Raw genomic sequence first — 15,016 nt, forward strand, 5'->3', positions numbered from 1 at the left:
CGACCGGGTGCGGGTGTCCCGCAGGAAACGGAGGCCTGAGTGCGAGTCCCCGTGAGCTGGCTGAAGGAACGGCTCGAGCTCAGCGACGACGTCACGGCACAGGACCTCGCCGACGCCTTCGTCCGGATCGGCATCGAGGTCGACGGGGTGCACCCGCTGGAGGAGATCACCGGTCCGCTGGTGATCGGCCGGGTGGCCGAGATCGAGGAACTGACCGAGTTCAAGAAGCCGATCCGGTACTGCCAGGTGGAGGTCGGCGAGGCGTTCACCGCCGGCGAGGACACCGCCGAGCGCGACGAGGACGAGGACGACGACCTCGACCCCACCCGCCCCCGCACCAACGGGATCATCTGCGGTGCCACCAACTTCGCCGAGGGCGACCTGGTGGTCGTCGCGCTGCCCGGAGCGGTGCTCCCCGGCGGCTTCGAGATCACGGCGCGCAAGACCTACGGTCACGTCAGCGAGGGCATGATCTGCTCCGCGCGGGAGCTGGGCCTCGGTGACGACCACACCGGCATCCTCGTGCTGCCGCCCGGGACCGCCGACCCCGGCGACGACGCGCGCGGGGTGCTCGACCTGGACGACACGGTGCTCGAGCTCGCCCCGACCCCCGATCGCGGCTACGCGCTGTCGATCCGCGGGCTCGCCAGGGAACTGGGCTGCGCCCTCGACGTCCCGTTCGGCGACCCGGCGGCGATCGACGTGCCCGAGGCCGAGGGCGACGCCTGGCCGGTGCGCATCGAGGACACCGAGGGCTGCCGCCGCTTCGTCGTGCGCCGCGTCACCGGCCTGGACGCGGGGGCGCCCACGCCGTGGTGGATGCGGCGGAGGCTGCTGCTGTCCGGCATCCGGTCCCTCTCGCTGGCCGTGGACGTCACCAACTACGTCATGCTGGAGCTGGGCCAGCCGCTGCACGCGTTCGACACCGGTTCGGTGCAGGGCGAGCTCGTGGTCCGCAGGGCGAAGGAGGGGGAGAAGCTCACCACGCTCGACGACGCCGAGCGCGAGCTGGACCCCGACGACGTGGTGATCGCCGACGACACCGGCGTGATCTCGCTGGCCGGGACGATGGGCGGAGCCGGCACCGAGATCCACGCGGACAGCACGGACGTGCTGCTGGAGGCCGCCCACTGGGATCCGCCGTCGATCAGCCGCACCGCGCGCAGGCACCGGCTGTTCTCCGAGGCGGCCAAGCGGTTCGAACGCTACGCGGACCCGCAGGTGTGCGCCGCCGCCGTCGAGCTGGCGGCGCGCCTGCTGCGCCAGTACGGCGACGGCAGCATCCTGCCTGGCCGCACCGACGAGGGCGGCACCGAGCCCCACCCGGCACTCACCATGCCGATCAGCCTGCCCGACCAGGTCGCCGGGGTGCGCTACGAGCGGGGTGTCACCGTGCGCAGGCTGACGCAGATCGGGTGCAAGGTCGCCGTGGGCACCGGTGACGACGGCACCGCACTGGTGACCGCCGTGCCGCCGAGCTGGCGGGGCGACCTGAACCAGCCCGCGGATCTCGTGGAGGAGGTGCTGCGGCTCGAGGGCTACGACAGCATCCCCTCGGTGCTGCCCACCGCCCCCGCGGGGCGGGGGCTGACCGAGACCCAGCGCCGCCGCCGCACGGTCTCCAGGGCGCTCGCCGAGGCGGGCTACGTCGAGGTGATCCCGTTCCCCTTCGTCGCCAAGGCCACGTGGGACGCGTTCGCGCTGCCCGAGGACGACCCGCGCCGGGGCGGGCTCACCGTGCTCAACCCGCTCGAGTCGGACAAGAACGAGCTCGCGACCACGTTGCTGCCCGGCCTGCTGGAGACCCTGCAGCGCAACCTCTCCCGCGGTTTCCGCGACCTGGCGCTCTACCACGTCGGGCAGGTCGTGCTGCCGCCCGGCGAGCCGGTCGCCGTGCCGGACCTCGGTGTGGCCGGGCGGCCTTCCGACGACGAGCTGGCGACCCTCGAGCGGTCGGTGCCCCCGCAGCCACTGCACGTCGCCGTGGTGCTCACCGGCCAGCGGCAGCGTGCGGGCTGGTGGGGCCAGGGCGAGGCCGCCGGCTGGGCGGACGCGGTGCAGGCGGCCCGCACGGTGGCCGCGGCCGCCGGTGTCGAGCTGCGCACGGAGGCGGACGACCTGCTGCCGTGGCATCCCGGCCGGTGTGCCCGGCTGCTGGTGGACGACGTGCCGGTCGGGCACGCGGGCGAACTGCACCCCAAGGTCGTGGAGTCGCTCGGGCTGCCGAGGCGGACCGTCGCGATGGAGCTCGACCTCGACGCCGTGCCGCTGCCGCGGTCCCGGCCCGCGCCCGCCGTGTCGCCGTACCCGCCCGTGCTGCTCGACGTCGCCCTCGTGGTGGACGCCGGGGTGCCCTCGGCCGACCTCGCCGACGCGCTGCGCGAGGGCGCGGGCGAGCTGCTGGAGGACGTCACGGTGTTCGACGCCTACACCGGAGAGCAGGTCGGGGAGGGCAAGCGGTCGCTGGCGTACAAGCTGCGTTTCCGGGCCCCGGACCGCACGCTCACCGTCGAGGAGGCCACCCAGGCCAGGGACTCCGCGGTGGCGGCCGCGGCGCAGCGCTGCGGGGCCGCGTTGCGCGGCTGAGCGACGGCCGGCTCGCGGGCTCATCGGGCCGGGGGCAGACCGAGAAGCGGTTGCCTGCCGGGCTCGAGGGCGTAGCCGGGTTCCCACGGGAACCGGCCCCACAGGTCGTCGTGCACGGCCTGCAGGGCGGGCACGGGTGGGTCGCCGCACCGCCGGTAGCGCGCGTTGGCGCCCAGCAGGTGGCCCGACGAGTCGAGCACGGCCAGCAGCCACAGCCGGTGGGGCCAGCCGCGGACGCTGATCGGCCGGTCCCGTTCCGGTGGCCTGCCCGCGCGCACCAGCGCGCCGAGCGCGTTGAGCACCCCGCCCGCCGTGTACTGGTCGGTGCCGCACACCACGAGTTCCGGGTGGCCCAGCGCGTGCAGGCCGATCGTGTAGCCGAACGGCGGTTCCTCGTCGTCGCCGAAGACGTACTGCACCGCCCAGCCGCAGCGGGCGATGGTCTCGCGGGTCCACCGCTCGTGATCGGACCCGGGCCGGTGGTGGTAGGTGCCGTGGTTCACGGTCGTGCGCTCCGTTCGTCCGGGCCGCCGGGAGCTGTGGGAGCTGTGGGAGCACCGAGGTGCCGGAGTGCTTCCCGGCGGGACAGCGGGGAGAGTCCCGGATGGTCGTCGGTGAACCGGCGCACCCAGCCGGGATCGGTTCTCGCGAAGTCGCGCAGCGCCCAGCCGATCGCCTTGCGCAGGAAGAAGTCGCCGTCGGCCACATTCGCCTCGACGCAGTGGGTGAGCAGTCCGGTGTCGGTCCGCTCCTTGGCCCCGACCTGGCAGAGGACCGAGGTGCGGCGGATCCACCGGTCGCCATCGGTGGCCCAGGTGCGCAGGACCGGTTCCAGCACGCTCGGCTCCGCGCGGTGAATCGGCCCGATGCGGTGGACCGCCACGTCGTCGACGTAGTCCCACCACGCGCCGGTACGGATCAGCTCCTCGTAGAGGGGCACCCGCCGCGCCGTCTGCCAGGGCAGGTACGCGCGGTGCCCGGTGAGGTCGAGGGCCAGGTAGCGCTCCTCCCGGTAGGACGCGCCGTACCAGAGCTGCCGGACCACGTCCTCCCATTCCTCCACATCGGACAGCGGGAACTCGCGGAAGAGGGCCCGCGCGAGGCGGGCCCGCGGTGGCTTGGGTACGCCGCGGAACGGCAGTTCGGACTTCATGTATCGCCGCATGTCCTCGGCTCTCGCCGGATCGGCGAGGTCGGCGAGGCCCACGCGGACGGCGGAGACCAGTGGGTGGCTCACGGACGCTCCCCGGCCCGTGAGCGGCGGTCCGCCCCGGCGGGCGGCGGTGGTTCGTGTCGAGTCATGGCGACCCCCAGAGGCGTGTCGGTGTCCGTGGCCGCGACGCTAGGCCGGGGGCCCGACAATTTCGGAGAGCGATCGTGCGAGTGCTCGCCGTAGCGGTGTGCGGACTGCCCTGAGTGGCTCGTGACGGGCGAGAAGGGTCAGGAACGACCCACTCGTGACATGCGCGCGGGCGGGGTGATCCGACCCTCGATTGATTGAACTTGCGTACGCATGCATAATCATTCGCATGACGGTGAAGGTAGCGGTGGCCGGTGCGACCGGCTACGCGGGCGGCGAACTGCTGCGCCTGCTGCTCGCGCACCCCGGGATCGAGATCGGCGCGCTGACCGCGGCCAGCAGCGCGGGCACGCCGCTGGGACAGCACCAGCCCCACCTCGCGCCGCTCGCGGACCGGGTGGTGGGGGAGACGACGGCCGAGAACCTGGCCGGTCACGACGTCGTGTTTCTCGCGCTGCCGCACGGGCACTCCGGGGAGATCGCCGCCCGGCTGGGCGAGGACACGCTGGTGATCGACCTCGGCGCGGACCACCGGCTCGCCGACGCCGCCGACTGGCAGCGCTGGTACGGCAGCGAGCACGCGGGCACCTGGCCGTACGGCCTGCCGGAGCTGCCCGGCGGGCGCGACCGGCTCCGGAGTGCCCGCCGCATCGCCGTCCCCGGGTGTTTCCCGACCGGCGGCTCGCTCGCGCTGGCGCCCGCGCTCGCCGCGGGCCTGATCCGGCCGGACGTCGCGATCGTGGCGGTCACCGGCACCTCCGGCGCGGGGCGGAGCCTCAAGCCGCACCTGCTCGGTTCCGAGGTCATGGGCTCGGCCAGCGCGTACGGCGTGGGTGGTGCCCACCGGCACACCCCCGAGTTCGCCCAGAACCTCGGTGCCGTCGCCGGGCAGCCGGTGACCGTGTCGTTCACCCCCGTGCTCGCGCCGATGCCGCGCGGCATCCTCACCACCGCCACCGCCCCGCTCGCGACGGACACGGATCCGGATGTCGCCAGGGCCGTCTACGACAAGGCCTACGCCGGCGAGCCGTTCGTGCACCTGCTGCCCGAGGGCTCCTGGCCCGCCACGGCCGCGACCGTCGGCTCCAACAACGTCCTGCTCCAGGTGACCGTCGACGCCGACGCCCGGCGGCTCGTGGTCGTGGCGGCCATCGACAACCTCACCAAGGGCACCGCCGGCGGTGCCGTGCAGTCGATGAACCTCGCCCTCGGCCTGCCCGAGACGGCGGGCCTCCCCGCGGCGGGGGTCGCGCCGTGACGATCACCGAACCGAAGGGCTTCCGCGCGGCGGGCGTCACGGCGGGACTGAAGGCCAGCGGCAGGCCCGACGTCGCGCTCGTCGTCAACGAGGGGCCACTGGACGTCGCCGCCGCCGTGTTCACGGCCAACCGGTGCAAGGCCAACCCGGTGCTGTGGAGCGAGCAGGTGATGGCCGACCGCCGCGCGCGGGCCGTCGTGCTCAACTCCGGCGGCGCCAACTGCTACACCGGGCCGCAGGGCTTCCAGGCGACCCACGCCTCCGCCGAGCTGGTGGCCGGGAAACTGGGCCTCGGCGCCATCGACGTGGTCGTCTGCTCGACCGGCCTGATCGGGGAACAGCTCGACCGCGACAAGCTCGATGCGGGGATCGAGAACGCCGTGGCCGCGCTGTCCGCCGAGGGAGGCGCCGCCGCCGCCGAGGCGATCATGACCACCGACACCCGCAGCAAGCAGACCCTGCGCGCCGGGGACGGCTGGTCCGTCGCCGGCATGGCGAAGGGCGCCGGGATGCTGGCACCCGCGCTGGCCACGATGCTCGTGGTGCTCACCACCGACGCCGCCGTCGACGCGGAGACCGCCGACCGCGCCCTGCGCGAGGCGACCAGGGTGACGTTCGACCGGCTCGACTCCGACGGCTGCATGTCCACCAACGACACCGTGCTGCTGATGTGCAGCGGGGCCTCCGGAGTGACCCCGGACTCCGCCGCGTTCGCCACGGCGGTGCGGGAAGCCTGCCACGACCTCGCCCAGCAGCTGATGGCCGACGCGGAGGGCGCCGAGCACGACATCGCGATCGACGTCGTGGGCGCCGCCACCGAGGACGACGCCGTCGAGGTCGGCAGGGCGATCGCGCGCAGCAACCTGTTCAAGTGCGCCGTGTTCGGCGGGGACCCCAACTGGGGCCGCATCCTCGCCGCCGTGGGCACGACGAACGCGGTGTTCGAGCCGCACCGGCTCGACGTCGCGTTCAACGGGGTGTGGGTGTGCCGGGGCGGCGAGCCGGGCGAGGCGCGCGAGAAGGTGGACCTCTCCGGGCGCGCGGTGACCGTGACCGTCGACCTCAAGGCGGGCGCGAAGTCGGCCACGATCTGGACCAACGACCTCACGCACGCCTACGTGCACGAGAACTCGGCGTACTCGACATGAGCGACCACGAATCCCTCGTCGCCGCCGACGAGCGGCTCGCCACCGCCTCGGAGAAGGCGGGCGTGCTGATCGAGGCGCTGCCGTGGCTGCAGCGGTTCCACGGAGCGACCGTCGTCGTGAAGTACGGCGGCAACGCCATGGTCGACGACACGCTCAAGCGGGCGTTCGCGCAGGACATGGTGTTCCTCCGGCTCGCCGGGCTGCGGCCGGTCGTCGTGCACGGCGGCGGTCCGCAGATCACGGCGATGCTCGGCAGGCTCGGCATCGAGGGGGAGTTCAAGGGCGGGCTGCGCGTCACCACGCCCGAGACCATGGACATCGTGCGGATGGTGCTCGTCGGCCAGGTCAGCCGCGAGCTCGTCGGCCTGATCAACGCCAACGGCCCGTACGCCGTGGGCCTCTCGGGCGAGGACGCGCACCTGTTCACCGCCGAGCGCAAGAAGGCGACGGTCGACGGTGAGCCCGTGGACATCGGGCTGGTCGGGGAGGTGTCCGACGTCAACCCGGACGCCGTGCTCGACATCGTCAACGCGGGCCGGATCCCCGTGGTGTCCACGGTGGCGCCCGACGCGGACGGCGTGGTGCACAACGTCAACGCCGACACCGCGGCCGGCGCGCTCGCCGCCGCCCTCGGCGCGCAGAAGCTCGTCGTCCTCACCGACGTGGAGGGCCTCTACGCCAACTGGCCCGATCGTTCGTCGCTGATCGACCGGATCTCCGCCGACCGGCTCGAGCAGCTGCTGCCGACACTGGCCAGCGGGATGATCCCGAAGATGGAGGCCTGCCTGCGGGCGATCCGGGGCGGCGTGCCGCAGGCGCACGTCATCGACGGCAGGATCGCGCACTCGCTGCTGCTCGAGGTCTTCACCTCGCGGGGCATCGGAACGATGGTCCTGCCCGAACCAGGGGGTAACTGATGTCCAACCGGGACAACCAGTCGCGGTGGCGGTCCGCGATGATGAACAACTACGGCACGCCCGCGCTCACGCTGACCCGCGGTGCGGGCGCGTACGTGTGGGACGCCGACGGGAACCGCTACCTGGACCTGGTCACCGGCATCGCGGTGAACGCGCTGGGGCACGCGCATCCCGCGGTCACCGCGGCGGTGACCGAGCAGGTCACGACGCTGGGCCACACCTCCAACCTGTACGTCAACGAGCCGGCGTTGCGGCTGGCCGAGCGCCTGCTCGACCTGTCCGGTGTGGACGGCGAAGGCCGCGTGCTGTTCTGCAACTCCGGGGCCGAGGCGATCGAGACGGCGTTCAAGCTGGCCCGCCGCACCGGCCGGACGAAGACGGTCGCCACGGACGGCGGCTTCCACGGCCGCACCATGGGCGCGCTGTCGCTCACCGGCCAGCCGGGCAAGCGCGAGCCGTTCGCGCCGCTCGTGCCCGGGGTGGAGCACATCCCGTACGGCGATGTCGCGGCGCTGGAGGCGGCCGTCGACGACGACACCGCCGCGTTCGTCGTCGAGCCGGTGCAGGGGGAGAACGGCGTCGTGGTGCCCCCCGAGGGATACCTGCAGGCCGCCCGCGCGGTCACCGCACGGCACGGCGCGCTGCTCGTCGTGGACGAGGTGCAGACCGGCATCGGCAGGCTCGGCAGCTGGTTCGCCTTCCAGCAGGCCGGGATCGTGCCCGACGTGGTCACCCTGGCCAAGGGCCTCGGCGGCGGGCTGCCGCTCGGCGCGTGCCTCGCGGTCGGCGCCGCGGCGGCACTGTTCGAGCCGGGCCAGCACGGCACCACGTTCGGCGGCAACCCGGTGTGCTGCGCCGCGGCGCTCGCCGTGCTCGACACGATCGCGGCCGACGGGCTGCTGGAGCACACGGCGGCCGTGGGCAAGGAGCTCGCCGCCGGGATCGAACAGCTCGGCCACCCGCTGGTGCGCGGCGTGCGCGGCGCGGGCCTGCTGCTCGCCGTCCTGCTGCGCGAGCGGGTCTCCGCGCAGGCGGCCGCGGCCGCGCAGCGCGCCGGCTTCCTCGTCAACCCGGTCCAGCCGGACGTCCTCCGGCTCGCCCCGCCGCTGATCCTCGGCCACGACCAGGCCGGGGAGTTCCTCGCCGCCCTTCCCGAGGCGCTCGACTCCGCCACCACCCCGAAGGACACCGACTGACATGCCCCGCCACTTCCTCCGCGACGACGACCTGACCCCCGACGAGCAACGGGCGGTCCTCGACCTGGCCGACGACGTCAAACGGCAGCCGTACCGGGACACGCTCGCCGGGCCCCGCGCGGTCGCGGTGATCTTCGAGAAGAACTCCACCCGGACGCGGTTCTCGTTCGAGGTCGGCATCGCGCAGCTCGGCGGTCACCCCGTGGTGGTCGACGGGCGCAGCATGCAGCTCGGCCGCGAGGAGACCATCGAGGACACCGCCAGGGTGCTCTCCCGCTACGTAGACCTGGTGGTGTGGCGCACGTTCGCCCAGGCCCGTATCGACGCGTTCGCCTCCGCCGCGACCGTTCCCGTGGTCAACGCGCTCACCGACGAGTTCCACCCGTGCCAGATCCTCGCGGACCTGCAGACCGTGCGCGAGCGCACGGGGCGGCTGTCCGGGCTGACGCTCACCTACCTCGGCGACGCCGCCAACAACATGGCGCACTCGCTGCTGCTCGGCGGCGTCACGGCGGGACTGCACGTCCGGGTGGCCGCACCCGAGGGTTTCCACCCGCTGCCGTGGGTGCTCGACGCGGTGAACAAGCGCGCGGCGGAGACCGGGGGCAGTGCCAAGGTGTTCACCGACCCGCACGCGGCCGTCGACGGCGCCGACGTGGTGACCACCGACGCGTGGACGTCGATGGGCCAGGAGAACGACGGCAGGGACCGCGTGTCCCCGTTCCGGGACTACCAGGTCAACGGCGAGCTGCTCGCCCGAACCGGCCGGGACACGATCGTGCTGCACGACCTGCCCGCGCACCGCGGCTGGGAGATCACCGACGAGGTGCTCGACGGGCAGGCGAGCGCGGTGTGGGACGAGGCGGAGAACCGCCTGCACGCGCAGAAGGCGCTCCTGATGTGGCTGTTCGACCGCGCGGAGCGACGATGAGCGTCACCCCGCGCGGAGGGGGCACCAGCAGGGCCGCCCGGCAGGCCAGGATCATCGAGCTGGTGTCCACGATGGCCGTTCGCAGCCAGACCGAGCTGGCGAAGCTGCTGGCCGCCGAGGGGATCGAGGTCACGCAGGCTACCTTGTCCAGGGACCTCGACGAGCTCGGCGCGGTCAAGCTACGGGGCGCGGACTCCGGGGCACCGGTGTACGTGATCCCGGAGGACGGTAGCCCCGTGCGGGGTGTGCAGGGCGGCACCTCCCGGCTGTCGCGCCTGCTGGCCGAGCTGATGGTGTCGGCCGACGCGTCGGGCAACCTGACGGTGCTGCGGACCCCGCCGGGGGCGGCGCAGTTCCTGGCCAGTGCGATCGACCGGGCGGCGCTGGAGGAGGTCGTCGGCTCGATCGCGGGCGACGACACGATTGCGGTGATCGCCAGGGAACCGCTCTCGGGTAAGGACCTGGCCGAACGATTCGCGGCGCTGGCGCAGCGGTCGTCTACTGTGGACGTTGAAATGAGTGAGGAGAACAACCATGACTGAGCGGGTGGTGCTCGCGTACTCCGGCGGGCTCGACACCTCCGTGGCGATCGGCTGGATCGCCGAGGAGACCGGGGCGGAGGTGGTCGCCGTCGCCGTCGACCTCGGCCAGGGCGGCGAGGACCTGGAGACCATCCGCAAGCGCGCCATCGACTGCGGTGCCGTCGAGGCCGTGGTGGCGGACGCGCGGGACGAGTTCGCCGACGAGTACTGCCTGCCCGCGCTGCAGGCGAACGCGCTCTACATGGACCGGTACCCGCTGGTCTCGGCGCTGTCGCGGCCGCTGATCGTCAAGCACCTCGCCGAGGCGGCGAAGTACCACGGCGCCACCACGGTCGCCCACGGCTGCACCGGCAAGGGCAACGACCAGGTGCGGTTCGAGGTCGGCATCGGCGCGCTCGCGCCGGACCTCGACGTGATCGCGCCGGTCCGCGACTTCGCGTGGACCCGGGAGAAGGCGATCGCCTACGCCGAGGAACGCAACCTGCCCATCGACGTCACCAAGAAGTCGCCCTTCTCGATCGACCAGAACGTGTGGGGCCGCGCGGTGGAGACCGGCATCCTCGAGGACCTGTGGAACTCCCCGCCGAAGGAGGTCTACTCCTACACCGAGGACCCGACCGTCCACTTCCAGGCGCCCGACGAGCTGGTCGTCACGTTCGACAAGGGCGTTCCGGTGGCCATCGACGGCGAGCCGGTGACCGTGCTGGAGGCCATCCAGCAGCTCAACCGGCGCGCGGGCGCGCACGGCGTCGGCAGGCTGGACATGGTCGAGGACCGGCTGGTCGGCATCAAGAGCCGGGAGGTGTACGAGGCGCCCGGCGCGATCGCGCTGATCATCGCGCACCAGGAGCTGGAGAACGTCACCGTCGAGCGCGACCTCGCCCGGTTCAAGCGCCAGGTCGAGCAGCGCTGGGGCGAGCTGGTGTACGACGGCCTGTGGTTCTCGCCGCTGAAGGACGCGCTCGACGGCTTCATCGCGAAGACGCAGGAGCACGTCTCCGGTGAGATCCGGATGGTGCTGCACGGCGGCACCGCCACCGTCACCGGGCGGCGCAGTCCCGAGTCGCTGTACGACTTCAACCTGGCGACCTACGACGAGGGCGACACGTTCGACCAGTCGCTGGCCAAGGGCTTCGTGCAGCTGTGGGGCCTGCCCAGCAAGATCGCCGCGAAGCGCCAGCAGAGCAAGAACTGACGAGCTTCCCCAATGTGGCATTCGGTGCGTTCGGCGCACCGAATGCCACATTGGGAACGCGGAACGCAACGAATGTGGCATTGGGGAATCACGTGGCACTGTGGGGTGGCCGGTTCGCGAGCGGACCGGCCGAGGCGATGGCGGCGCTGTCCGCCTCGACGCACTTCGACTGGCGGCTCGCGCCGTACGACATCGCGGGGTCGCGGGCACACGCCCGCGTGCTGCACCAGGCGGGCCTGCTCACCGCCGAGGAGCTGCAGGGGATGCTCGGCGCGCTCGACCGGCTGGCCGAGGACGTGGAGTCCGGGGTGTTCACCCCGACCATCGCCGATGAGGACGTCCACACCGCACTGGAACGCGGCCTGATCGAACGGGCGGGCCCCGAGCTCGGCGGCAAGCTGCGCGCGGGCCGCTCCCGCAACGACCAGGTCGCGACCCTGTTCCGGATGTGGCTGCGGGACGCCGCCCGGCGGGTCGTGGCCGGCACCCTCGACGTCGTGGACGCCCTGGTCGAGCAGGCCCGCCGGTACCCGGACGCGGTGCTGCCCGGCCGGACCCACCTGCAGCACGCCCAGCCGGTGCTGCTCGCGCACCACCTGCTGGCCCACGCCCAGGCGCTGCTGCGCGACATCGGCAGGCTGCGTGACTGGGACGACCGCACCGCCGAGTCGCCCTACGGGTCCGGCGCCCTCGCCGGATCGTCGCTCGGGCTCGACCCGGCGTCCGTCGCGGCCGAACTCGGGTTCGCGGCGCCGGTGGAGAACTCGATCGACGGCACCGCCTCCCGCGACTTCGCCGCCGAGTTCGCGTTCGCCGTCGCCATGCTCGGCGTGCACCTCTCCCGGCTCGCGGAGGAGGTGATCATCTGGAACACCGCCGAGTTCGGCTACGTCACGCTCGACGACGCGTGGGCCACCGGCAGCTCGATCATGCCGCAGAAGAAGAACCCCGATGTCGCCGAGCTGACCAGGGGCAAGTCGGGCAGGCTGATCGGCAACCTCACCGGCCTGCTCGCCACCCTCAAGGCCCAGCCGCTGGCGTACAACCGCGATCTGCAGGAGGACAAGGAGCCGGTCTTCGACTCCGTCGAGCAGCTGGAGCTGCTGCTGCCCGCCATCGCGGGCATGGTCGGCACGCTGGAGTTCCACACCGAGCGGCTCGCCGAGCTGGCCCCCGCGGGGTTCACCCTCGCCACCGACGTCGCCGAGTGGCTGGTGCGGCAGGGCGTGCCGTTCCGCGTCGCGCACGAGGCCGCGGGCGAGTGCGTGCGCGTCGCCGAGGGCCGCGACGCCGGGCTGGACGAGCTCACCGACGACGAGCTCGCCGCCACCCACCCCGCACTCGGCCCCGAGGTGCGCACCGTCCTCACCGTCGCGGGTTCGGTCGCCTCCCGCGACGCGCACGGCGGCACGGCGCCCCGCCGCGTCGCCGAACAGCGCGACCGGCTCGTCGCCCGGCTCGCCGAGCACCGAGCCTGGGCGGGCACCGGCGTCCCGGCCGGTTAGCCTGAGCGCGCAGCCGCAGGCGAGGGGGAGGCCGGAGTGACCGAGCAGAGCCGTGGACCCGGGCGCGTCATGACCCGTGACGAGCTGGCCGTCGACCCGGTGGACCTCGCGCGCAGGCTGCTCGGCTGCGCGCTGGAGTCCCGCCTCGGTGACGGCGTGGTGCGGGTGCGCCTCGCCGAGGTGGAGGCCTACCGGGGCCTCGACGACCCCGCGTCGCACTGCTACCGGGGCCGCACCCCGCGCAACGACGTGATGTGGGGACCCGCCGGGCACCTCTACGTCTACTTCGTCTACGGCATGCACTTCTGCGCCAACGTCGTCGGGCTGACCGACGGGCAGCCGGGCGCGGTCCTGGTCCGGGCCGGGGAGGTCGTCGAAGGCCAGGACCTCGCGCGCCGCAGGCGGCCCACCGCGCGCGGCAACGGCGCCGTCGCCAAGGGACCCGCCGTGCTGACCTCGGTGCTCGGACTCGACCGCGAGCACAACGGCGTCGACCTGACCGACCCGGAGTCGCCCGTCGTGCTGCTCGCCGGCGAGCCCGTTCCCGCGGAGTCCGTCCGCACCGGTCCCCGGGTGGGGGTCGCCGCCGCCATGGACGTGCCCTGGCGGTTCTGGATCGACGGTTCCCCTGCCGTGAGCACCTACCGCAGGGGCGGCCGGGTGCGCGCCCGGGCGAACGGCTGACCACCCCCGTGCGGGATGATGCGGGTCGTGACCGAGCACATCCTTGACGAGCTGTCCTGGCGCGGCCTGATCGCGCAGTCCACCGACCTCGACGCGCTACGCCGTGCGCTGGACGACGGCCCGCTCGCGGTGTACGCCGGGTTCGACCCCACGGCGCCGAGCCTGCACGCCGGGCACCTCGTCCAGATGCTGGTGCTGCGCCGCTTCCAGAACGCCGGGCACCGGCCCGTGCTGCTCGCGGGTGGCGGCACCGGGCTCATCGGCGATCCCCGCGACGTCGGCGAGCGCACACTCAACTCCGAGGAAACCGTGCGCGAGTGGGCGGGCCGCCTGCGCGGGCAGCTGGCCAGGTTCGTCGACTTCGACCACCCCGACGTCCCGCCGGTCGAGGTCAACAACCTCGACTGGCTCGGCGTGATGACCGTGCCCACGTTCCTGCGTGACGTCGGCAAGCACTTCTCGATCAACACGATGCTGGCCCGCGACACCGTACGGCGCAGACTCGAGGGCGACGGCATGTCGTACACCGAGTTCAGCTACATGCTGCTGCAGGCCACCGACTACCGGGAGCTGTTCGAGCGGTACGACGTCCGGCTCCAGATCGGCGGGTCGGACCAGTGGGGCAACATCGTCGCGGGGGTCGACCTCGTGCGCCGCGTGCACGGTGCTCAGGTGCACGCGCTGACCACCCCGCTCGTCACCGACTCCGAAGGCCGCAAGATCGGCAAGTCCACCGGCGGGGGCAACATCTGGCTCGACCCCGAGCTGACCTCGCCGTACGCCTGGTACCAGTACTTCGTCAACCTCCCGGACGCCGACGTCGGCAAGCTGCTGCGCCTGCTCACGTTCCTCGGCAGGGACGAGATCGAGGAACTGGACCGCGCCACCGCCGAACGGCCCGCCGCCCGGCTCGCCCAGCGCAGGCTCGCCGAGGAGATGACCGACCTCGTGCACGGGCCCGAGCAGACCCGCCAGGTCGTCGCCGCCAGCCAGGCGCTGTTCGGCAGGGGAGACCTCGCCGAGCTCGACGCCGGCACGTTGTCGGCCGCCATGGCCGAGGTGCCCACCGGCGAGGTGAAGCTGTCCGACGAGCCGACCATCGTCGACCTGCTCACCGCCGCCGGGCTCGTCGACAGCAAGGGCGCCGCGCGCCGCACCGTCAAGGAGGGCGGCGCATACGTGAACAACGCGAAGATCACCGACGAGGAGTGGCGGCCCGCCGCGGCCGACGCGTTGCACGGGCGCTGGCTCGTCGTGCGCAGGGGCAAGCGGAACACCGCCGGGGTCCAGCTGCTCGGCTGACCCGCGGGTCCCCCTGCTGACCAGCGCTTTCGCGGTAGGGGGACCCCCCCTGTTCGCAGGCTGGTGGCGGGCAGGTAATCTTTTCTTCGTCGCCGGGGAGACCGGGCCGGGGATCCGGAAGGGTTCCGCGGGGTCCGGGTTACCAGGCGGGGGAATACGAACCAGGCTGCACGGGTTGTGTAGTATGGGTGTTCCCCAGGGCCGGTGCGGCCATACCCCTTTCGATACGAGTGATCGTGGTGGGGTAGAGTGTGCGCCCGGTCGACAAGAGGATCGCATGGCGACATGCGTGTTGTTTGAGAACTCAACAGTGTGCTAGTGAATTTATGCCAGTAGAGCTTGTTTTTTGGACCCTGTTTTTTGGGGTTTCTTTGAGGCCGCGCATGTTTTTTGTGTGTGGTGTTTTTGGGATCATGCATTGTTGGAGAGTTTGATCCTGGCTCAGGACGAAC

13 protein-coding genes are annotated in these 15,016 nt (G+C 72.5%); 11 read left to right on the plus strand and 2 right to left on the minus strand.

Annotation, left to right across the window (positions count from 1 at the left end; translation table 11 throughout):
* The first annotated feature begins 39 nt into the window (after nt 1–39).
* The gene (gene pheT / locus B0I33_RS19055; protein WP_106180139.1) at nt 40–2,586 is read left to right on the plus strand and encodes a phenylalanine--tRNA ligase subunit beta; all 2,547 of its coding nucleotides are present in this window, start codon (nt 40–42) and stop codon (nt 2,584–2,586) included.
* Between the two features lie 20 nt (nt 2,587–2,606).
* On the opposite strand, the gene B0I33_RS30025 is transcribed toward pheT, so the two are convergent.
* A complete protein-coding gene (locus B0I33_RS30025; RefSeq protein ID WP_181193364.1) occupies nt 2,607–3,089 on the minus strand; it encodes a DUF4262 domain-containing protein in 483 nt (160 codons plus the stop codon).
* On the minus strand, nt 3,086–3,823 hold the full coding sequence (locus B0I33_RS19065) for a DNA alkylation repair protein (protein ID WP_245900814.1): 738 nt from the start codon (nt 3,821–3,823) through the stop codon (nt 3,086–3,088). Before B0I33_RS19065 ends, B0I33_RS30025 begins: the two co-directional genes overlap by 4 nt.
* A 292-nt stretch (nt 3,824–4,115) precedes the next feature.
* On the opposite strand from B0I33_RS19065, the gene argC reads away from it, so the two are divergent.
* The 10 genes from argC to tyrS all read left to right on the plus strand — a co-directional run bounded on the left by argC (nt 4,116) and on the right by tyrS (nt 14,564).
* Nucleotides 4,116–5,144, plus strand: coding sequence for an N-acetyl-gamma-glutamyl-phosphate reductase (gene argC, locus B0I33_RS19070; protein WP_106180141.1), 1,029 nt, complete (start codon nt 4,116–4,118; stop codon nt 5,142–5,144).
* Complete coding sequence (argJ, locus tag B0I33_RS19075) at nt 5,141–6,292, plus strand: bifunctional glutamate N-acetyltransferase/amino-acid acetyltransferase ArgJ (protein ID WP_106180142.1); 1,152 nt, start codon at nt 5,141–5,143, stop codon at nt 6,290–6,292. Before argC ends, argJ begins: the two co-directional genes overlap by 4 nt.
* On the plus strand, nt 6,289–7,209 hold the full coding sequence (gene argB / locus B0I33_RS19080) for an acetylglutamate kinase (RefSeq protein WP_106180143.1): 921 nt from the start codon (nt 6,289–6,291) through the stop codon (nt 7,207–7,209). Before argJ ends, argB begins: the two co-directional genes overlap by 4 nt.
* Entirely contained in the window at nt 7,209–8,405 is a 1,197-nt protein-coding gene (locus tag B0I33_RS19085; protein ID WP_106180144.1) for an acetylornithine transaminase, read from the plus strand. Before argB ends, B0I33_RS19085 begins: the two co-directional genes overlap by 1 nt.
* 1 nt (nt 8,406) lies before the next feature.
* Nucleotides 8,407–9,336, plus strand: a complete 930-nt coding sequence (gene argF / locus B0I33_RS19090; RefSeq protein ID WP_106180145.1) for an ornithine carbamoyltransferase — start codon at nt 8,407–8,409, stop codon at nt 9,334–9,336.
* Nucleotides 9,333–9,878, plus strand: a complete 546-nt coding sequence (locus B0I33_RS19095; protein ID WP_106180146.1) for an arginine repressor — start codon at nt 9,333–9,335, stop codon at nt 9,876–9,878. Before argF ends, B0I33_RS19095 begins: the two co-directional genes overlap by 4 nt.
* Nucleotides 9,871–11,073 carry an argininosuccinate synthase gene (locus B0I33_RS19100; RefSeq protein ID WP_106180147.1) on the plus strand — a complete coding sequence of 401 codons (1,203 nt, stop codon included), beginning with the start codon at nt 9,871–9,873 and terminating at the stop codon, nt 11,071–11,073. Before B0I33_RS19095 ends, B0I33_RS19100 begins: the two co-directional genes overlap by 8 nt.
* 92 nt (nt 11,074–11,165) lie before the next feature.
* Nucleotides 11,166–12,578, plus strand: coding sequence for an argininosuccinate lyase (gene argH, locus B0I33_RS19105; RefSeq protein WP_106180148.1), 1,413 nt, complete (start codon nt 11,166–11,168; stop codon nt 12,576–12,578).
* 69 nt (nt 12,579–12,647) lie between these two features.
* Nucleotides 12,648–13,262: a DNA-3-methyladenine glycosylase gene (locus B0I33_RS19110; RefSeq protein ID WP_106180149.1), complete on the plus strand. Its 615-nt coding sequence runs from the start codon at nt 12,648–12,650 to the stop codon at nt 13,260–13,262.
* Nucleotides 13,263–13,289: 27 nt separating this feature from the next.
* Nucleotides 13,290–14,564 carry a tyrosine--tRNA ligase gene (tyrS, locus tag B0I33_RS19115; RefSeq protein WP_106180206.1) on the plus strand — a complete coding sequence of 425 codons (1,275 nt, stop codon included), beginning with the start codon at nt 13,290–13,292 and terminating at the stop codon, nt 14,562–14,564.
* The last annotated feature ends 452 nt before the right edge of the window (nt 14,565–15,016 follow it).

It is taken from the genome of Prauserella shujinwangii, from assembly GCF_003001955.1.
Classification (GTDB): domain Bacteria; phylum Actinomycetota; class Actinomycetes; order Mycobacteriales; family Pseudonocardiaceae; genus Qaidamihabitans; species Qaidamihabitans shujinwangii.

What these genes read in the sequence shown, in the direction of transcription:
- argC (WP_106180141.1), top strand. Translation starts at nt 4,116, where the DNA reads ATGACGGTGAAGGTAGCGGTGGCCGGTGCGACCGGCTACGCGGGCGGC.
- argB (WP_106180143.1), top strand. Translation starts at nt 6,289, where the DNA reads ATGAGCGACCACGAATCCCTCGTCGCCGCCGACGAGCGGCTCGCCACC.
- B0I33_RS19085 (WP_106180144.1), top strand. Translation starts at nt 7,209, where the DNA reads ATGTCCAACCGGGACAACCAGTCGCGGTGGCGGTCCGCGATGATGAAC.
- argF (WP_106180145.1), top strand. Translation starts at nt 8,407, where the DNA reads ATGCCCCGCCACTTCCTCCGCGACGACGACCTGACCCCCGACGAGCAA.
- B0I33_RS19095 (WP_106180146.1), top strand. Translation starts at nt 9,333, where the DNA reads ATGAGCGTCACCCCGCGCGGAGGGGGCACCAGCAGGGCCGCCCGGCAG.
- B0I33_RS19100 (WP_106180147.1), top strand. Translation starts at nt 9,871, where the DNA reads ATGACTGAGCGGGTGGTGCTCGCGTACTCCGGCGGGCTCGACACCTCC.
- B0I33_RS19110 (WP_106180149.1), top strand. Translation starts at nt 12,648, where the DNA reads ATGACCCGTGACGAGCTGGCCGTCGACCCGGTGGACCTCGCGCGCAGG.